The organism is Pseudomonas sp. P2S-1 (genome assembly GCF_057197725.1).
The window spans coordinates 5,077,038-5,096,594 of record NZ_CM170068.1; the positions used below are offsets into that span (position 1 = coordinate 5,077,038).

A 19,557-nucleotide genomic window follows, 5' to 3' on the forward strand; every position below is an offset into this window, starting at 1 on the left:
TGGTGGCTCGCGCATTCTAGGGCTTGGCCAGATGCGGTAAAGTCATTTCCTATCTGCTGGGGAGATAGGCTGGATGATTCAACCGCAATGGAATCTGGAGCAGGTGCGCCTGTTCGTCGAAGTGGCCGAGCGGCGTTCGTTCTCTGCCGTGGCAAGGGTCGCGGGGCGGGCGCAGTCGGCGGTGAGCAATGCCATCGCGATGCTGGAGGCTGATCTTGGGCTGACGCTGTTCGAGCGTAGCAGCGGGCGCCAGCCGCAGTTGACCGAGGCGGGGGCGGCGTTGCTGGAGGATGCCCGGGAGTTGCTGCGCCAGTGCGAGCGCCTTGAAGGGCGGGCGTCGGCCTTGATGCGCGGGCAGGAGCCGCGCTTGCGTCTGACCCATGATGAAGCGATGCCGTATCAGCCGGTGGTCGAGAGCCTGGACGAGCTTTCGCGGCAGTTTCCCCTGCTCGAAGTGCAGATGGCCAGCAGTGCCCAGGGCGATGTGGCGCGGCAACTGGTGGAGCGGCGGGCGGACCTGGGCTTGATGTTTCACCATGAGCAGGTGCCCGATGCCCTGGAGCGGCGGGTGCTGGGCAGTATCGAGATGGTCACGGTGTGTCCGCTGGGGCATCCGCTGGCGGAGGTCGGGCGGGTCAGTTGCGAGCATCTGGCGCGGCACCGGCAACTGTTGGTCAATCCGCGGGACAGTGGCTATGCCGGAGGGGAGCCGGCCAGTCCGCTGGTGTGGCGGGCGGACAGTTTCTATGTGATGGCCGAACTGTTGCAGCGCGGGCTGGGCTGGGCCTGGTTGCCGCGGCATGTGGTGCAGTACCCGGCTTATCAACAGCAGATGGTCGAGCTGGATTGCGAATGGCGGCCGCCGGCGCTGGTGGTGGAGCTGGCCTGGCGTCGGGATGAGCCTTTGGGGCCGGCAGCGCAGTGGCTGGCTGAACGGTTTGCGGTGCATCTGCGGGAGATGGGGTAGGCCCATTGGGACCGCTTTGCGGTCCTTCGCGGGCAAGCCACGCTCCTACCTTGGAACGCGTGTCCTGTAGGAGCGTGGCTTGCCCGCGAAGGGGCGCAAAGCGCCCCCAAAACAGGTGACACCTTGTAAACTCCCGCGCCATGAACAGAACTCTCTATACCCTGCTGTTTCAACTGGGCCTGCCGCTGGTTGCGCTGCGCCTGTTCCTGCGTGGGCGCAAGGCGCCAGCCTATCGCGAGCGCATCGGCGAACGCTTCGCCTTCGGCCTGCCGCCGCTGAAACCCGGTGGTATCTGGGTCCATGCCGTGTCGGTGGGCGAAAGCATCGCCGCCGCGCCGATGATCCGTGCGCTGCTGGAGCGTTATCCACAGCTGCCGATCACCGTGACCTGCATGACCCCCACCGGCTCGGAGCGGATCCGCGCGATGTTCGCCAACGAGCCGCGCATCCAGCATTGCTACCTGCCCTATGACCTGCCCTGGGCGGCGGCGCGTTTCCTCGACAAGGCCCGGCCGCAGTTGGGGATCATCATGGAAACCGAGCTGTGGCCGAACCATATCCACCAGTGCGCCAGGCGCGGGATTCCGGTGGCCCTGGCCAATGCCCGGTTGTCCGAGCGCTCGGCCCGTGGCTATGCGCGCTTCGCCGGTCTGACCCGGCCGATGCTGGAAGAGATGAGCCTGTTCGCGGTGCAGACCGAAACCGAGGCCGAGCGCTTCCGCCAGTTGGGCGCGCGGCCGGCGACGGTGCAGGTGACCGGTTCGATCAAGTTCGACCTGAAGATCGACGAGCAACTGCTGCCCCGTGCTCGTGAGCTGCGTGGACAGTGGGGCGCGACGCAGCGGCCGGTGTGGATTGCCGCCAGTACCCATGATGGCGAGGATGCGCTGATCCTGGCGGCGCACAAGCAGTTGCTGGCGGTTCATGCCGATGCCCTGCTCATCCTGGTGCCGCGCCATCCGGAGCGCTTCGACGCGGTGCATCAGTTGTGTGCCGAGCAGTTCGCCACCGTGCGCCGGTCGGCTGGCACGGCGGTGGACGCTCAGACCCGGGTGCTGCTTGGCGATACCATGGGCGAGTTGCTGTTCCTCTATGCCCTGGCCGATATCGCCTTTGTCGGCGGCAGTCTGGTCGCGACCGGCGGGCATAACCCGCTGGAGCCGGCGGCGCTGGCATTACCGGTGATCATGGGGCCTCATGTGTTCAACTTCCTGGAAATCAGCGCGATGTTGCGTGAGGCCGGGGCGTTGGCGCAGGTCGATGATGCCGAGGGGCTGGCGACTGAGGTGAGGAGATTGATCGAGTTGCCGCAGGATGCGCGGAAGATGGGCGAGGCGGGGGTGGCGGTGATGCGGGCCAATCAGGGGGCATTGCAGCGTTTGCTCGATGGTGTCGGGGCTTTGATTCGGTAGAGACTGTTATGCCGCTATCGCTGGCAAGCCAGCTCCCACAGGGTTCGGCAGCGACGCGGACACTGTGGGAGCTGGCTTGCCAGCGATGAGGCCCCTACGGTCGACCTTCGAAATTGGCCTTGGCCGCCGCCGCCAGGTCCGGTGGCAGGAAGTCCTTGTCCGGGTTGTAGTCCGCCTTCAGGTACCGCCCCAGATCCTGCAGGTCCTGCGGGCTCAAGGTCCCCGCCGCCTGCTTCAGGCGCAGGTTGTCGAGGATGTAGTCATACCGGGTGTTGTTGTAGTCACGCACCGAGGTGTACAGCTGGCGCTGTGCATCGAGCACATCGACGATGTTCCGGGTCCCCACCTGATAGCCTATTTCCGTGGCTTCCAGCGCACTCTGGTTGGAAATGATCGACTGCTTGCGCGCCTGCACCTGCTCCACATCGGTGTTCACCGCACGGTGCAGGTTGCGGGTGTTCTCCACCACCTGGCGACGCAGGCTTTCACGCTGCTGCTCGCTCTGGCTCAGGCGCTGGTAGGCCTCGCGCACCTGCGAGCTGGTCAGGCCACCGCTGTAGATCGGGATGTTCAACTGCAGGCCGATACTGGTCTGCTCCACGTCGCCACCATAGCGCTGCCCGGTGTAGTTCGGGTTGCTGAAGCCGAGGCTGTCGTTGTCACCCTTCTGGTAACGCGCCACCGCATCCACGGTCGGTGCATGCCCGGCCTTGCGCTGGCGCAGGGTTTCCTCGGCGGCCTGCACGGCGTGGTTGGTCGCCTGCAGGTTGAGGTTCTGCTGGGTCGCCGTGTCGACCCAGGCCTTGGCATCGTTGGGGGTTGGCACCTGCACCGGCAGGGTGTGGACGATGCCCTGGATCGAGTTGTAGTCGCGGTTGGTCAGGGTCACCAAAGCTTCGAAGGCATCGGCCACGCGGCGCTCGGCGATGATCCGGTTGGCCCGGGCGGTGTCGTAGCTGGCCTGGGACTGGAGCACGTCGGTCTTATCCGACAGGCCGACGTCGAAGCGCTCGTTGGACTGCTCGAGCTGGCGCTTGAACGCCGCTTCCTCGGCCTTGGTCGAGGCCAGGTTGTCCTGGGCGCGCAGCACCGCGAAGTAGTTCTCGGCGCTTTGCAGAATGAGGTTCTGCTCGGTGGCCGAGAGCTCCAGGGCCGCCTGCTCGTTGACCGCTTCGGCCGCCTGCAACTGGAACCAGCGGTCGGCGCGGAAGATCGGCTGGGCCAGGGTCGCGCTCCAGGTATTGCCACTGCGGCTGGCGGTGACCGAAGGCTGGTCGACACTGGTCCGCGTGTTCATCATCTCGGCGCCGGCGGACAGGTTCGGCAGCAGGCCGGCGCGGGCCTGGGGCACCACTTCACGGCGGGCACCGTAGTCGGCGCGGGCGGCGGCGAGGTCGGCGTTGTTGTTCACCGCCTCGTTGTAAACGCTGACCAGGTCGGTTTTGCTCGACAGCGGCAAGTCTGCTGCCCAGGCCAATCCGTTGGAAGCACAAGACACGGCAAGCGCCAGTGAAAGTTTGCGCAGCATAGGGCGGTCCTTGAACGAAGTAGGTAATTCTGAACTTGCGAGTGTAGTTGCGCAGGCACTTTGCAACAATCTGACATTTGCGCCATTTGTCACGCTTGCGCCAGGAGGGTTGGCGTTTGGGCTGACTCCAGTCTAGACTGCGCACGTTCTTGTCGGGGTGCCTTGCGTTGAGGCTGAGATCGGAAATTCCGGATCCCGTTGAACCTGATCAGGTTAGCGCCTGCGTAGGGAACAAGATTGCTCGCTTCCCGCGAGCCCTCTTGTGCCGGGTCCGGGAATGTCGAGTCAGCCTCACAAGGCCGCCAGACACCCCCGCATTCGGCACAGCACCGCCCAAGGTGCATTCTCCGTGTCCCCATCAGGTTCGCTCCGACATCCAACCCGTCTGGAGAGCCTGTGATGAGCAAACAAGAAAAATACCCGTCCAACCTGAGCGAGTCCGCCCAGGTCGACCAGCAGTCCGTGCAACCTTTCACCCGTTCGCGCAAGGTCTATGTCGAGGGCTCGCGCCCGGACATCCGCGTGCCGATGCGGGAAATCAGCCTCGACGATACCCCGACCGATTTCGGTGGCGAAGCCAACGCCCCGGTGCTGGTCTATGACACCTCCGGCCCGTACACCGACCCCAACGTCGTCATTGACGTGCGCAAGGGCCTGGGCGACGTGCGTTCGGCCTGGATCGACGACCGTGGCGACACCGAGCGCCTGGCCGGCCTGTCCTCCGACTTCGGCCAGCAGCGCCTGAACGACGCCGAGCTGACCAAGCTGCGCTTCGCCCACGTGCGCAACCCGCGCCGGGCCAAGGCCGGCGCCAACGTCAGCCAGATGCACTATGCGCGCAAGGGCATCATCACCGCCGAGATGGAATACGTCGCCCTGCGCGAAAACATGAAGCTGCAGGAAGCCCGCGCCGCCGGCCTGCTCGACCAGCAGCACGCCGGCCACAGCTTCGGCGCGAGCATTCCCAAGGAAATCACCGCCGAGTTCGTCCGCGAGGAAATCGCCCGCGGTCGCGCCATCATCCCGGCCAACATCAACCACGTGGAGCTGGAGCCGATGATCATCGGCCGCAACTTCCTGGTGAAGATCAACGGCAACATCGGCAACAGCGCCCTGGGTTCCTCGATCGAGGAAGAAGTGGCCAAGCTGACCTGGGGTATCCGCTGGGGCTCGGACACGGTCATGGACCTGTCCACCGGCAAGCACATCCATGAAACCCGCGAGTGGATCATCCGCAACTCGCCGGTGCCGATCGGTACCGTGCCGATCTACCAGGCCCTGGAAAAGGTCAACGGCGTGGCCGAGGACCTGACCTGGGAGCTGTTCCGCGACACCCTGATCGAACAGGCCGAGCAGGGTGTGGACTACTTCACCATCCACGCCGGCGTGCTGCTGCGCTATGTACCGCTGACCGCCAAGCGGGTCACCGGCATCGTCAGCCGTGGCGGTTCGATCATGGCCAAATGGTGCCTGGCGCATCACAAGGAGAACTTCCTCTACACCCACTTCGACGAAATCTGCGAAATCATGAAGGCCTACGACGTCAGCTTCTCGCTGGGCGACGGTCTGCGTCCGGGTTCGATTGCCGACGCCAACGACGAAGCGCAGTTCGGCGAGCTGGAAACCCTCGGCGAGCTGACCAAGATCGCCTGGAAGCATGACGTGCAGTGCATGATCGAAGGCCCGGGCCATGTGCCGATGCAGTTGATCAAGGAGAACATGGACAAGCAGCTGGAATGCTGCGACGAGGCGCCGTTCTACACCCTCGGCCCGCTGACCACCGACATCGCCCCGGGTTACGACCACATCACCTCCGGCATCGGTGCAGCGATGATCGGCTGGTTCGGTTGCGCCATGCTTTGCTACGTCACGCCGAAGGAGCACCTCGGCCTGCCGAACAAGGATGATGTGAAAACCGGGATCATCACCTACAAGATCGCCGCCCACGCGGCGGACCTGGCCAAGGGGCATCCGGGCGCGCAGATCCGCGACAACGCCTTGAGCAAGGCGCGTTTCGAATTCCGTTGGGAAGACCAGTTCAACCTGGGCCTGGATCCGGACACGGCGCGTGCGTTTCACGACGAGACCCTGCCGAAGGACTCGGCCAAGGTCGCGCACTTCTGCTCGATGTGCGGGCCGAAGTTCTGCTCGATGAAGATCACCCAGGAAGTCCGCGAATACGCCGCCAACCAGCGCATCGACGTGGTGGACGTGGCGGTCGAGGACGGCATGCGCGAGCAGGCCGAGCGGTTCCGCCAGGAAGGCAGCCAGTTGTACAAGAAAGTCTGAGGTAAGCCGGGGCCGCCTAGGCGGCCCCAATCGCTGGCAAGCCAGCTCCCACAGGGTCCGCGGTGCATGCGGTCCCTGTGGGAGCTGGCTTGCCAGCGATGAGGCCCTCGAAACCAATAAAAAACTCCTGCCGAGACCCTATCGTGTCCCTACCCAGCAACTACTCCCCCGATTCCCCCGTCCCCGGTCACCAGCGCATCTTCGGTGCCCGCGACCTGTTCTCCCTGTGGTTCTCCCTCGGCATCGGCCTGATGGTCCTGCAGACCGGCGCGCTGCTGGCGCCGGGCCTGGGGCTCGCCGGGTCGATCCTGGCGATCGCCCTGGGTACCCTGGTCGGGGTTCTGCTGCTGGCCGCGGTTGGCGTCATCGGCAGCGACACCGGACTCTCGGCCATGGCCGCCCTGCGCCTGAGCCTGGGCAGGCACGGCGCTTCGTTGCCGGCGGTGCTCAACCTGCTGCAACTGATCGGCTGGGGCTCCTTCGAAATCATCGTCATGCGCGACGCCGCCAGCCTGCTCGGCGCGCGGTCCTTCGGCGAGAACAGCGCCTGGAACAGCCCGCTGCTGTGGACCCTGTTCTTCGGCGGCCTCGCGACCCTGCTGGCCGTCAGCGGCCCGCTGACCTTCGTCCGCCGCATCCTGCGCAAATGGGGGATCTGGCTGTTGCTCGGCGCCTGCCTGTGGCTGACCTGGAACCTCTTCGCCAAGGCCGACCTGGCTGCGCTGTGGGCAAAAGCGGGCGATGGCACGATGTCCCTGGCGGTGGGCTTCGATATCGCCATTGCCATGCCGCTGTCCTGGCTGCCACTGATCGCCGACTATTCGCGCTTCGGCAAGCGCGCCAGCCGGGTCTTCGGCGGCACGGCGCTGGGCTTCTTCATCGGCAACTTCTGGCTGATGAGCCTGGGCGTGGCCTACACCCTGGCATTCGCGCCGAGTGGCGAGGTCAATGCGTTGTTGCTGGCGCTGGCGGGGGCGGGCCTGGGGATTCCGCTGCTGCTGATCCTGCTCGACGAATCGGAAAACGCCTTCGCCGATATCCATTCGGCGGCGGTGTCCAGCGGCCTGCTGCTGCGCTTGAAGGTGGAACACCTGGCCCTGGCGATTGGCGTGGTCTGCACCCTGATCGCCTGCTTCGCGCCGCTGGCGCAGTACCAGAACTTCCTGCTGCTGATCGGCTCGGTGTTCGCGCCGCTGTTCGGCGTGGTGCTGGTGGATCACTTCCTGCTGCGCCGTCGCCGCCTGCCGGCGCAGGTCGGTTCACTGCACTTTGGCGCCTTGCTGGCCTGGGCCGGTGGCGTGGCCACCTACCACCTGCTGGCCAACTACGCGCCGGACCTCGGTGCAACCCTGCCGGCGTTGCTGCTGGCAGGATTGCTCCACGGCCTGTTCAGCTTCAGCCGCGGCCGGGAAACAGTTCCGGCTTGATCACGCCGTTCAGGCGCGGGTAGGGGATCTTCAGTTCGACGTGGCCCATGGCGTAGGGCGCAATGGCGTACACGTCGTACTTGAGCACCACCGCGCCATAGGTCAGGGCGATGTTCGGGGTTTTCTGGAACGGCCAGTTCTTCACGAATTCCGGGTCCTGGTCCATCTTCGTCGCGATCAACCAGCCGCGGTGGGCTTCTTCCGCGGTTTTCCAGAAAGTCTCTTCCTGGCCCGGGACCAGCATGTCCTGCAGGGTCAGGACCTTTTCCTGCTGGCGCGACCAGTTGATGAAGGCGCGGCCAGGGTTGCCATGGGCGCCGCCGGTGTCCAGGTAGCTGGACAGCTCGATGATCACCAGTCCGTCATGCTGCTCGCGTACCTTGGCTTGCAGGTAGCTGCTGTTACGGCTCTGCGCCGAACGCAGGAAGCTCTCTTCATAGGCCTTGAGCGAGGTCGGCAGCGGTCCGCCGTCGGCGGTGAACTGCAGCAGGCGCCGCTCGATCAGCGCATCCAGTTGCGGCTGGGCCGGGAAGTGCAGGGTGTCGATGTTCACCAGCGGGCAATCGCTGGCGCTGCAACCGGGCTTGATGTGTTCCCAGGCCTCGCGCTTGACCTCCAGCGGCTTGCGCATATTCGGCTGGAAAACGCTCTGGCACGCCCCCAGGACTAGGGCCAGTAGAGCCACGGTGGTCAGTTTGACAAGCGTCATGATGATCCTTCTGGAACGACGGTAACCGGCCTTGGACCGCCAGCATGGCAGTCGGTTCGCCGCTAATCTTGATTAGACGGGCGGTGCCTATCCTCGCAGTCCTTGGGTTGACTTGAAAGAGGGTGAAAGCCGAGGGTACGCGGGGTAGGATGGCGCGAAGTTGCAAGTGAGGTAGCGAGGACTTCCATGACAGACAAGCTGAATTCCGTTCCAACAGCCGTCGAGCTCGTCGACCGCGAAACCTGTTTCCAGGGCTTCTATCGGCTCGACCGGATCCGCGTGCGTCATGAGCTGTTCGCCGGCGGCATGAGCCGCGAGATCAAGCGCGAGCTGTTCGTGCGTCACGACGCGGTGTGCGTCCTGCCCTACGACCCGCAGCGCGACGAAGTGGTGCTGATCGAGCAGTTTCGCGTCGGCGCCATGGACAAGACCGGCAACCCCTGGCTGGTGGAGCTGGTCGCCGGTCTGATCGACAAGGACGAACGACCGGAAGAAGTTGCGCACCGCGAGGCGCAGGAGGAAGCTGGGCTGAGTTTCTCCTCGCTGTGGCCGATGACCCGGTATTTCCCGTCTCCCGGTGGCAGCGACGAGTTGGTCCATCTGTACCTCGGTCGTTGCAGCAGCGAGGGGGCTGGCGGGCTGCATGGCCTGGAAGAAGAGGGTGAAGATATCCGCGTGCGGGTCTGGGGTTTCGACGATGCCCTGCAAGCCGTGCGCGACGGGCAGATTGCCAATGCGGCGACCATCATCGCCTTGCAGTGGCTGGCCCTGAACCGCGATGAAGTCAGGGGGATGTGGTCGTGAATCTTGTGCGCGAACGCTATCGGGTCGATCTGGTTGGCTTGCAGGCTGCCTGCGAGGCGAACTATGCACGCCTGATGCGCTTGCTCCCGGATATGCGCACCTCCCTCGATTCGCGGCGCATCGGCATGACCCAGGGCGACCAGATGCTCGGCGTACTGACCCTGGAAGTGGTGCTGGCCTGCCCCTACACCACCACCTTGCGGGTGCGCCAGGAGCACAGCCTGCCCTGGCTGCCGGTGCCGCAACTGGAAGTGCAGGTCTATCACGATGCGCGCATGGCCGAAGTGGTCAGCGCCGAACATGCCCGGCGTTTCCGTAGCATCTACCCCTATCCCAACGCGGCGATGCACCAGCCGGACGAGAAAGCCCAGCTCAATCTGTTCCTGGGCGAATGGCTGAGCCATTGCCTGGCCTGCGGTCACGAACTCGAAGCGGTTCGCTGAAATGTGACGGCGGTCGTGGTGCCGGTTTGATCCGCCGATTCTTCCCCACCATAATCGTGCAGGATTTCCTCAAGGAGACGGCCCCTTGCCGCACGCCAACCCCGCATCCAGTGCCCCGGTTCGTCTGGTGCAGCTTTCTGACAGTCATCTGTTCGCCGATGGCGAGGGTTCGCTGCTGGGCATGAATACCCGTGACAGCCTGCAGCGGGTCATCGACCTGGTGCTGGCCGAGCAACCGCATATCGACCTGATCCTGGCCACCGGCGATCTGTCCCAGGACGGTACCGAAGCGTCCTACCGACATTTCCGTGATATGACCGCCGTGCTCGGCGCGCCAACCCGCTGGCTGGCCGGCAACCACGACGAGCCGCTGCCGATGGAACGCGTCGCGGCAGGCACCGACCTGCTGCAGCAGGTCACCGATATCGGTAACTGGCGGGTGATCATGCTCGACTCGTCGATTCCCGGCAGCGTGCCGGGGCGCCTCGAAGCAAACCAGCTGCACGTGCTCGACCAGGCCCTGAGCAGCGCCGGCGGCCGTCATTGCCTGGTGTGCTTCCACCATCAGCCGATTTCCATCGACTGTGCGTGGATGGCGCCCATCGGCCTGCGCAATCCTGAAGCGCTGTTCGAGACGATCAAGCCTTATCCACAGGCGCGGGCCTTGCTCTGGGGACATATCCATCAGGAATGGGACCAGCACCTGGATGGTCGGCGCCTGCTGGCGTCGCCGTCCACCTGCATCCAGTTCGAACCGCGCAGCACGGACTTCAAGGTTGACGAGCAGCGCCCGCCCGGTTACCGCTGGCTGGCGCTGCATGGCGATGGCCGGCTGGAGACCGGTGTCTCGCGCCTGAGCGATTTTGCCTTCAGCGTTGACTACGGCAATGGCTACTGAAGCATCGCGCAATCTCTAAAGCTGAATCATTTCCCGCTTATCAGGCTAAACTGCGCGTCTTTGTGCCCGCCACTGGCGGGCGCTCCAGGAACTCCGGGGGGCGGAATGTCGGGCTCGATCCTTTACATCCATGGTTTGAACAGCGCGCCGAGCTCGATGAAGGCCAGCCAGTTGCTGGCAGTGATGGAGCGCATCGGCCTGGCCGGGCAACTGCGCGTGCCGGCCCTGCATCACCATCCGCGCCAGGCCATCGCACAACTGGAGGCGGGTATCGCCGAACTGGGCCGGCCATTGCTGGTCGGTAGTTCCCTTGGCGGCTACTATGCGACTCATCTGGCCGAGCGCCACGGGCTGAAAGCGTTGCTGATCAACCCGGCGGTCAATCCGCACCAGTTGTTCGACGGCTACCTGGGCACCCAGACCAACCACTACACCGGCGAAACCTGGGAACTGACCCCCGATCATGTCGAGGCCCTGGCCGGGCTGGAAGTCCCGCCGCCCATGGACGCCGAGCGTTACCAGGTGTGGTTGCAGACCGGCGACGAAACCCTGGATTACCGCCGCGCCGAGCGCTTCTACCGGGCCTGTGCCCTGCGCATCGAAGCCGGTGGCGGCCACAGCTTCCAGCGCTTTGCCCTGCACCTGCCAGCCTTGCTGAGTTACGCGGGTATTGATGCGAAGACGTATCAGGACCTGGATTTTTCTGTATTTTGATTGCCTATTTTCACCCACGAATGACGACGAGAACCCATGGCCAATCCCAGCGCTAGCGCCTATAACGCAGACGCCATCGAAGTCCTCTCGGGCCTTGACCCGGTACGCAAGCGTCCGGGCATGTACACCGACACCAGCCGCCCCAACCACCTGGCCCAGGAAGTCATCGACAACAGTGTCGACGAAGCCCTGGCCGGCCACGCCCGTTCGGTGCAGGTGATCCTCCACGCCGACCACTCCCTGGAGGTCAGCGACGACGGTCGCGGCATGCCGGTGGACATCCACCCGGAAGAGGGTGTGTCGGGGGTCGAGCTGATCCTCACCAAGCTGCACGCCGGCGGCAAGTTCTCCAACAAGAACTACCAGTTCTCCGGTGGTCTGCACGGGGTTGGCATCTCGGTGGTCAACGCCTTGTCGACCCAGGTGCGGGTACGGGTCAAGCGCGATGGCAACGAATACCAGATGACCTTCGCCGACGGCTTCAAGGCCAGCGAGCTGGAAGTCATCGGCAGCGTCGGCAAGCGCAACACCGGTACCAGCGTGTATTTCGCCCCGGATCCGAAGTACTTCGACTCGCCGAAATTCTCCGTCAGCCGCCTCAAGCACGTGCTCAAGGCCAAGGCCGTGCTGTGCCCGGGCCTGTCGGTGACCTTCGAGGACAAGAGCACCGGCGAGAAGGTCGAGTGGCATTACGAGGACGGCCTGCGTTCCTACCTGGTCGACTCGGTCAGCGAGTACCTGCGCCTGCCGGACGAGCCATTCTGCGGCAGCCTGGCCGGCAACAAGGAAGCCGTGGACTGGGCCCTGCTGTGGCTGCCGGAAGGTGGCGACAGTGTCCAGGAAAGCTACGTCAACCTGATTCCCACCGCCCAGGGCGGTACCCACGTCAACGGCCTGCGCCAGGGCCTGCTGGATGCGATGCGCGAGTTCTGCGAATTCCGCAACCTGCTGCCCCGTGGCGTCAAGCTGGCGCCGGAAGACGTCTGGGAGCGCATCACCTTCGTCCTCTCGATGAAGATGCAGGAGCCGCAGTTCTCCGGGCAGACCAAGGAACGCCTGTCGTCCCGCGAGGCCGCGGCCTTCGTCTCCGGCGTGGTGAAGGACGCCTTCAGCCTGTGGCTCAACGCGCACCCTGAACTGGGCATGCAACTGGCCGAGCTGGCCATCAGCAACGCCGGTCGCCGCCTCAAGGCGAGCAAGAAGGTCGAGCGCAAGCGCGTCACCCAGGGCCCGGCGCTGCCCGGCAAGCTGGCCGACTGCGCGGGCCAGGATCCGATGCGCGCCGAACTGTTCCTGGTCGAGGGTGATTCCGCAGGCGGTTCCGCCAAGCAGGCGCGGGACAAGGAATTCCAGGCGATCCTGCCGCTGCGCGGCAAGATCCTCAACACCTGGGAAGTGGATGGCGGTGAAGTCCTCGCCAGCCAGGAAGTGCACAACATCGCCGTGGCCATCGGCGTCGATCCGGGCGCTGCCGACCTGACCCAGTTGCGCTACGGCAAGATCTGCATCCTCGCCGACGCCGACTCCGACGGCCTGCACATCGCGACCCTGCTGTGCGCCCTGTTCGTCCAGCATTTCCGTCCGCTGGTCGAGGCCGGTCACGTCTACGTGGCGATGCCGCCGCTGTACCGTATCGACCTGGGCAAGGAAATCTACTACGCCCTCGACGAAGCCGAGCGTGACGGCATCCTCGACCGCCTGGTGGCCGAGAAGAAGCGCGGCAAGCCGCAGGTCACCCGATTCAAGGGGCTCGGCGAGATGAACCCGCCGCAACTGCGCGAAACCACCATGGACCCGAATACCCGGCGCCTGGTCCAGCTGACCCTTGATGACTTCGAGAAAACCCGCGAGATGATGGACATGCTCCTGGCCAAGAAACGCGCGGGCGACCGCAAGTCCTGGCTGGAAAGCAACGGCAACCTGGCCGAGGTCATGGCTTGATCCGTGGTTTGCTGGCGGCACTGCTGACCCTGGTCGCGGTGCCGGCCATGGCCGATCCGTGGCCGGAACTGACCATGCTTTCGGAGCACCCGGTCGAAGGCATGCGCGGCGGCAACCTGTCGGGTCTGGCGCAGTGCAATGGCGCCCTGTGGACCGTTTCCGACCGCGACGACGACCTGATCTACAAGCTCGATACCGCCAGCCACGTGTGGCAGGCGCTCGGCCAGCCGCTGGCGGCGCCGGCGGTGCCGGACCCCGGCTTCCCGCTGGGCCTGCGCTCGCGGCAGTGGGCGGCTTCGCTGGTGCGCGGCGGCGATCTGGATTTCGAAGGCATCAGCTGTGACGCGGCCGGCAACAAGTACATCGTCAGCGAAGCCCATGCCGCCGTACTGGAAGTACCCGTGGAAGGCGAGCCGAACTGGCTGAAGATCGATCCGGCGATGATTCGCCAGGCCCGGGCCAGCGGCATGCTCCTGCATTTCAATGCCTTGTTCGAAGGCCTGGCCGTCAGTCCGGCGGGCGACCGCCTGTGGCTGGCGGCCGAGCGCGAGCGTCGCGGGCTGCTACTGGTCAACCGCAAGCAAAGCACCTGGACCTGCGGCGACGCCTGCGTCCTGCTCAGCGAAGCCGGCACGGAAATGCAGCCGGACCAGTTCCCCAAGGCCCGCGAGGTGTCCCGGGACTTCTCCGACCTGGCGCTGTTCGAGGGCAAGCTGTTCACCCTCGAGCGCAATGCCTACCGCATTTGCCGGCGTGACGCCCAGAGTGCGCAGGTGGAGCGTTGCTGGTCCTTTGCCGGCGAAGCGCTGACCGAACAGCGACAATACAGCCAGCCCTACGGCCTGGCCGAAGCCCTGGTGATCGACGCCGAAGGCGCCTGGATCGGCATCGACAACAACAACGGCACCCGCGCCGATGGCGAGGATCGCCCGATTGTCTGGCGCTTCGCTGCGCCGAAAGGCGGCTGGAGCGCGAAGAAATGAGCCAGACCCCGGGCCAGCGGATCGGGCGGGTGTTCATGGTTCTGGCCTGGGCGGCCGGACTGTTTTTGGCCACGCGCTTTTTCGGCGCGTGGGAAGACAAGCAGGCCAACCCCAACGGCCAGGTCACCTCGCAACACGGTGACGGCTTCGTCGAAGTGCGCCTGCTCGGCAACGGCCAGGGGCATTTCGTCGCCGATGGCCTGATCAACGGCCAGGCCGTGCATTTCCTGCTGGATACCGGGGCCACCGATGTGGCGATTCCCGAGGCCGTGGCCCGGGACTTCGGCCTCGAGCGCGGTGCGCCGGTCACGGTCAGCACCGCCAACGGCCGCGCAGAGGGTTATCGCACCCGCCTGGACAGCGTGCAACTGGGCGATATCCTGCTGCGCGACGTGCGCGCCCTGGTGGTCCCCGGGCTCGACGGCAGCCAGGTATTGCTGGGCATGAGTGCCCTGAAACAACTTGAATTCACCCAGCGCGGCGGCACCTTGCTGCTGCGCCAGACCTTGAACTGATGAGGCCCGCATGAGCGACTCCCTTGATCTGAGCCTCGATGGCGTAGAGCGCCGGTCACTGGCCGACTTCACCGAACAGGCCTACCTCAACTACTCCATGTACGTGATCATGGACCGCGCCTTGCCGCATATCGGCGACGGCCTGAAGCCGGTGCAACGGCGCATCGTCTATGCCATGAGCGAACTGGGCCTGGATGCCGACTCCAAGCACAAGAAATCGGCGCGTACCGTCGGTGACGTGCTCGGTAAATTCCACCCCCATGGCGACTCGGCCTGCTATGAAGCCATGGTGCTGATGGCGCAGCCGTTCAGCTACCGCTACACCCTGGTTGACGGCCAGGGCAACTGGGGTGCGCCGGACGATCCGAAGTCCTTCGCGGCCATGCGTTACACCGAGGCACGGCTTTCCCGTTATTCCGAAGTGCTGCTCAGCGAACTGGGCCAGGGCACGGCGGACTGGGTGCCGAACTTCGACGGTACCCTCGACGAACCTGCCGTGTTGCCGGCACGTTTGCCGAATATTCTCCTCAACGGCACCACCGGTATCGCCGTGGGCATGGCCACCGACGTACCGCCGCACAACCTGCGGGAAGTCGCCAGCGCCTGCGTGCGCCTGCTGGACGAGCCGAAAGCCACCATCGAGCAGCTTTGCGAGCATATCCAGGGCCCGGACTATCCGACCGAAGCGGAAATCATCACCCCGCGTGCCGAACTGCTGAAAATCTACGAAAGCGGTCGCGGCTCGATCCGCATGCGCGCCGTCTATCGCATCGAAGACGGCGATATCGTTGTCACCGCGCTGCCGCACCAGGTCTCCGGGGCCAAGGTGCTGGAACAGATCGCCGCGCAGATGCAGGCCAAGAAGCTGCCGATGGTCGCCGACCTACGTGACGAGTCCGACCACGAGAACCCGTGCCGCATCGTGATCATCGCCCGCTCCAACCGGGTCGACCTCGATGAACTGATGCAGCATCTGTTCGCCACGACCGACCTGGAGTCGAGCTACCGGGTCAACGTCAACATCATCGGCCTCGATGGCCGGCCGCAGTTGAAAAACCTGCGGGCACTGCTGCTGGAGTGGCTGGAGTTCCGGATTGCTACCGTTCGTCGGCGCCTGAAATTCCGCCTCGACAAGGTCGAGCGCCGCCTGCACCTGCTGGACGGCTTGCTGGTCGCCTTCCTCAATCTCGACGAAGTGATCCACATCATCCGCACCGAGGACCAGCCCAAGCAGGCGCTGATTGCCCGTTTCGAACTGACCGAGATCCAGGCCGACTACATCCTCGAAACCCGTCTGCGCCAGTTGGCGCGACTGGAAGAGATGAAGATCCGCGGCGAGCAGGAAGAACTGCTGAAAGAGCAGGCCAAGCTGCTGGCTCTGCTGGGCAGCGACACCAAACTGCGCAAGCTGGTGCGCACCGAGCTGATCAAGGATGCGGAAACCTACGGCGACGACCGCCGGTCGCCAATCGTTGCCCGTGCCGAGGCCAAGGCCCTGTCGGAAAACGAGCTGATGCCGACCGAGCCGGTGACGGTCGTTCTGTCGGAAAAAGGCTGGGTGCGTTGCGCCAAGGGGCACGATATCGATGCCACCGGGCTGTCCTACAAGGCCGGTGACGGTTTCAAGGTGGCGGCGGCGGGGCGTTCCAACCAGTTCGCCGTGTTCATCGACTCCACCGGGCGCAGTTATTCGGTGGCGGCCCACACCCTGCCTTCGGCACGGGGTCAGGGCGAACCCTTGACCGGTCGTCTGACGCCGCCGCCGGGCGCGGCCTTCGAATGCGTGCTGCTACCGGATGACGACGCCCTGTATGTGATCGCGTCCGACGCGGGTTATGGCTTCGTGGTCAAGGGCGAGGACCTGCAGGCCAAGAACAAGGCCGGTAAAGCCCTGCTCAGCCTGCCCAATGGGGCCAAGGTGCTGGCACCACGGCCGGTGGCGGACCGCGAGCAGAACTGGCTGGCGGCGGTCACCACCGAAGGTCGCCTGCTGGTGTTCAAGATCAGCGACCTGCCGCAACTGGGCAAAGGCAAGGGCAACAAGATCATCGGTATTCCCGGGGATCGGGTAGCCAGTCGTGAAGAATATGTCACGGACATGGCCGTACTCTCCGACGGGGCGACCCTTGTATTGCAGGCCGGCAAGCGTACCCTGTCACTCAAGGGTGAAGACCTGGAGCACTACAAGGGCGAGCGCGGGCGCCGGGGCAACAAGCTGCCACGGGGCTTCCAGCGGGTCGATGCGTTGCTGGTCGACGCTCCCGAGTAAGGCAAATACACGCCCGGAAACGGTAATTTCCTACACGTTCCGGGCGTAAATACTGGAGTCAGGCCGTATTTTCGCGGATGATAGCCCCCCTGTGGCGCCGGCGTGGCCGGGTGCCCGACTGAATTCATGTGTATCACTGCGGTGCCGTGTGGTGGCCGCCTGGATGGGATGATGACTTTTCTGCGCCTTCCATTTGTTCTTCTGCTGACCGGCGTTCTCGGCCTGGCAGGGTGCAGCATGCACCAGCCGGTCGCGCTGTATCAGCTCGACAGTGGCGAGCCGGGCCAGCCAAAGCAGGCGGCCGGCATGTCGGTGGTGTTGGGGCCGGTATCGGTTGCCGACTACCTGCAACGCGAGACTTTGCTGCAGCGTCAGACCGACGGCAGCCTGACTGCGGCGACGGACGGTCGCTGGGCGGGCAGTCTGTCGGCGGATATCGATCAGTTGCTGGTGCGTCAGCTGGCTTGGCGCCTGGACAGCCAGCGTGTGGTCCTGGCGCCGGCCAATACCGGCTTCAATCCGGATGTGCAGGTGTTGCTGTCGATCACCCGCCTGGATTCCGGGGCTAACCAGCCGGCGATCCTCGATGCGCAATGGCGCTTGCTGGACCGTCGTGGCCAGGTGCGGGACAACCGCATCGTCCACCTTGAGCAGCCCCATGCGGGTAGTTCGGCGGCACAGGTTCAGGCCCAGGGCCAGTTGCTGCAGAAGCTGGCGGAACAGCTGAGCACTGCGCTCAAGCCGCTGGCCAACCAGCCAGCGCTGGCGGAAGAGGCCCCGGCGAAGAAACCGGCGGCACCGGTGCAGGTGCGCAAGGAGCCGGAGAAGCCGAAGATCCCGATGGCTTCGCCGATTCGTACTGATATGGAAGTGTTCCGGTTCTGATCAGAACCCAATAAAAAAGCCCGCAGTGATGCGGGCTTTTTTATTGGGGGCTGGAAACTGCATAGTCTGTTCTGGCCTCATCGCTGGCAAGCCAGCTCCCACAGGTTCTGTGGTCTGCCACAAGATTTGTGCTCGACGCAGACACTGTGGGAGCTGGCTTGCCAGCGATGAGGCCATCAGCAGCACCGCAAATATCAGTTCTTCACCTGCCGCTCATGCATCCGCGCCAGTTGCCGTTCCAGCATCGACGGATAAGGCTCCATCAAGCGCTCCACACAGCAGGCGCCCTCGGGGCTGGCAATCGGGCGGATCCGCGCACGCTGGCGAATCAGCGCGTCATCACTGATCTTGCGTTCCACCAGCAGCAGATTACGGCTGTGCTGCGACAGGGCCAGGGCATCCTGGGCCTTTTCGGTCAGCAGCAGGTCGATCTGGCTCAGGCCGTTCAGGTTTTCACCCAGCGCCAGGCCCAGCTGCAGTTGCAAGGTGATGCCGCTGTCGGCCACTTCCACCAGCAAGGCATGACCCAACGCCCGCAGCAGCTCACCACAGCAGATGGCATTGGTCAGGTAATCCTCGCCACTGTCCTGGCTGTGGAACAGCAACAGGGTGCTGCCATCGTTGAGCGTCTGCACTTCACCTTCATACAGCGACGCCGCCTGGTCCAGGCAGTCGCGGTAGCGCTCCAGAAGCTCGGTCAGGCGGGCGCGGGGCAGGCGGCGCAGTTGCTCCTGGGAACCCAGTTGCACGGCCAGCACGGCGCTTTTCGTCGGTTCACGTGGAGCGACCGGCTTGGCGGCGACCGGCGCGGCAGTCGGCACGGCGTCGTCACGCAGGTCGGCGAAGGCGTCGTCATCTTCGTCTTCTTCAGCTTCCACCACGCGCTTGACCGGACGCACCACCGCGGGCGCTTCGTCGAAGTCCGGATCGCGCAGATCACGCACTTCGAACGGCTCGGCGTCTTCCTCGAACTCGTCCTCGATTTCCGGCTCGGGCTCGACCGGCTTCGGCGGCGGGGCGAAGCGTGCATGCAACTGGCGCGCGAGGTCGCCGATCTCGTCCTGGCGCTCGGTGGCCGGGGTGTATTCGTCCAGGTCGCGCAGCCACACCCGCAGTTGCAGCAACGGTGTGGAGACGTAGCGCCCGAGGCGCAGGCTCATGGTCAGCGCCAAGGCCAGCAGGATCCCGGCCAGGATGCCCATGCTCTGCATGCTGATGGTCATCGGCTGCTGGAACTGGCTCATGTCGAGGCTGATGCGCAGTTGCCCGGCAGTGACGTCCTGGAAGGTGATCTTGGTCTGATACAGGCCCTCGGCCTCGCCAAGAAGGCTGTTCTTCGGGCGCTGGCCGGCTTCGGCAAGAATCCGGTTGTCCACGCTGTAGATCGCGGCATGGGCCACCAGCGGGTTCTTCACCAGGTTGCCGAGCAACACGTTGAGGCTGAGGATGTCGTTGGACACCAGCAGCTCGGTGGCCGAGGTCGCGGTCTGGGTGGTCAGGCTCTGCCCGAGGGCGTCGGCCTGTTCGTGCATGGCTTCCTTGAACTGCAAACCCATCACGCAGGCGTAGATCACCAGCGCCAGGGCAACCAGGAAAATGTTGTGGCAGGCGATGCGCAGTGCCAGTGGCACGCGACGCTGACGCAGGGCACGGAAGATCAGCAGGAAGAAGTTGTCGGTTTTGACGGGCGTGGGCCGGTTCACTGAGCGCGGCTCTTTATGACGGAGAAATTGCTGCGCAGTATAGCGAGCGCCCTTCGGGCGGCAAAGCATC

16 protein-coding genes and 1 riboswitch are annotated in these 19,557 nt (G+C 64.7%); of the genes, 13 read left to right on the top strand and 3 right to left on the bottom strand.

Annotated elements, in window-relative coordinates; genetic code table 11:
- Positions 1-76 precede the first annotated feature (76 nt).
- Both AC2CQI_RS22775 and waaA read left to right on the top strand, forming a co-directional pair.
- Complete coding sequence (locus AC2CQI_RS22775) at positions 77-967, top strand: LysR family transcriptional regulator (protein ID WP_484580658.1); 891 nt, start codon at positions 77-79, stop codon at positions 965-967.
- A 140-nt stretch (positions 968-1,107) separates the two neighbouring features.
- Complete coding sequence (waaA, locus tag AC2CQI_RS22780; RefSeq protein WP_484577949.1) at positions 1,108-2,379, top strand: lipid IV(A) 3-deoxy-D-manno-octulosonic acid transferase; 1,272 nt, start codon at positions 1,108-1,110, stop codon at positions 2,377-2,379.
- Positions 2,380-2,473: 94 nt separating this feature from the next.
- Here waaA and AC2CQI_RS22785 read toward each other — a convergent pair whose 3' ends face one another.
- A complete protein-coding gene (locus AC2CQI_RS22785; protein ID WP_484577950.1) occupies positions 2,474-3,907 on the bottom strand; it encodes a TolC family outer membrane protein in 1,434 nt (477 codons plus the stop codon).
- Between the two features lie 143 nt (positions 3,908-4,050).
- A riboswitch (TPP riboswitch) is annotated at positions 4,051-4,155 on the top strand.
- Positions 4,156-4,306: 151 nt separating this feature from the next.
- On the opposite strand from AC2CQI_RS22785, the gene thiC reads away from it, so the two are divergent.
- Both thiC and cytX read left to right on the top strand, forming a co-directional pair.
- Complete coding sequence (gene thiC / locus AC2CQI_RS22790; RefSeq protein WP_075804795.1) at positions 4,307-6,196, top strand: phosphomethylpyrimidine synthase ThiC; 1,890 nt, start codon at positions 4,307-4,309, stop codon at positions 6,194-6,196.
- A 98-nt stretch (positions 6,197-6,294) separates the two neighbouring features.
- Entirely contained in the window at positions 6,295-7,623 is a 1,329-nt protein-coding gene (cytX, locus tag AC2CQI_RS22795) for a putative hydroxymethylpyrimidine transporter CytX (protein ID WP_484577951.1), read from the top strand.
- On the opposite strand, the gene AC2CQI_RS22800 is transcribed toward cytX, so the two are convergent.
- The gene (locus AC2CQI_RS22800) at positions 7,592-8,332 is read right to left on the bottom strand and encodes an RsiV family protein (RefSeq protein WP_484577952.1); all 741 of its coding nucleotides are present in this window, start codon (positions 8,330-8,332) and stop codon (positions 7,592-7,594) included. The two genes, cytX and AC2CQI_RS22800, sit on opposite strands and share 32 nt — an antisense overlap.
- A 186-nt stretch (positions 8,333-8,518) precedes the next feature.
- Between AC2CQI_RS22800 and AC2CQI_RS22805 the strand changes: the two genes are divergently transcribed.
- The 9 genes from AC2CQI_RS22805 (at position 8,519) to AC2CQI_RS22845 (ending at position 17,784) form a co-directional block, all read left to right on the top strand.
- Positions 8,519-9,136, top strand: coding sequence for an NUDIX domain-containing protein (locus AC2CQI_RS22805; protein WP_075804792.1), 618 nt, complete (start codon positions 8,519-8,521; stop codon positions 9,134-9,136).
- A complete protein-coding gene (locus AC2CQI_RS22810) occupies positions 9,127-9,579 on the top strand; it encodes a DUF1249 domain-containing protein (protein WP_075804791.1) in 453 nt (150 codons plus the stop codon). Before AC2CQI_RS22805 ends, AC2CQI_RS22810 begins: the two co-directional genes overlap by 10 nt.
- An 85-nt stretch (positions 9,580-9,664) precedes the next feature.
- A complete protein-coding gene (gene cpdA, locus AC2CQI_RS22815) occupies positions 9,665-10,477 on the top strand; it encodes a 3',5'-cyclic-AMP phosphodiesterase (protein WP_484577953.1) in 813 nt (270 codons plus the stop codon).
- Between the two features lie 105 nt (positions 10,478-10,582).
- Positions 10,583-11,191, top strand: a complete 609-nt coding sequence (locus tag AC2CQI_RS22820; RefSeq protein WP_484577954.1) for a YqiA/YcfP family alpha/beta fold hydrolase — start codon at positions 10,583-10,585, stop codon at positions 11,189-11,191.
- Between the two features lie 36 nt (positions 11,192-11,227).
- Positions 11,228-13,132, top strand: a complete 1,905-nt coding sequence (gene parE, locus AC2CQI_RS22825; RefSeq protein ID WP_075804788.1) for a DNA topoisomerase IV subunit B — start codon at positions 11,228-11,230, stop codon at positions 13,130-13,132.
- The gene (locus tag AC2CQI_RS22830) at positions 13,129-14,115 is read left to right on the top strand and encodes an esterase-like activity of phytase family protein (protein WP_075804787.1); all 987 of its coding nucleotides are present in this window, start codon (positions 13,129-13,131) and stop codon (positions 14,113-14,115) included. The genes parE and AC2CQI_RS22830 overlap by 4 nt, the downstream gene beginning before the upstream one ends.
- Complete coding sequence (locus tag AC2CQI_RS22835; RefSeq protein ID WP_484577955.1) at positions 14,112-14,630, top strand: retropepsin-like aspartic protease family protein; 519 nt, start codon at positions 14,112-14,114, stop codon at positions 14,628-14,630. Before AC2CQI_RS22830 ends, AC2CQI_RS22835 begins: the two co-directional genes overlap by 4 nt.
- Positions 14,631-14,640: 10 nt before the next feature.
- The gene (parC, locus tag AC2CQI_RS22840) at positions 14,641-16,899 is read left to right on the top strand and encodes a DNA topoisomerase IV subunit A (protein ID WP_484577956.1); all 2,259 of its coding nucleotides are present in this window, start codon (positions 14,641-14,643) and stop codon (positions 16,897-16,899) included.
- Positions 16,900-17,070: 171 nt separating this feature from the next.
- Positions 17,071-17,784: a PqiC family protein gene (locus tag AC2CQI_RS22845; RefSeq protein WP_484577957.1), complete on the top strand. Its 714-nt coding sequence runs from the start codon at positions 17,071-17,073 to the stop codon at positions 17,782-17,784.
- Between the two features lie 194 nt (positions 17,785-17,978).
- Here the strand turns inward: AC2CQI_RS22845 and AC2CQI_RS22850 are convergent, their stop codons facing one another.
- On the bottom strand, positions 17,979-19,487 hold the full coding sequence (locus tag AC2CQI_RS22850) for a histidine kinase (RefSeq protein WP_484577958.1): 1,509 nt from the start codon (positions 19,485-19,487) through the stop codon (positions 17,979-17,981).
- Between the last annotated feature and the right edge of the window lie 70 nt (positions 19,488-19,557).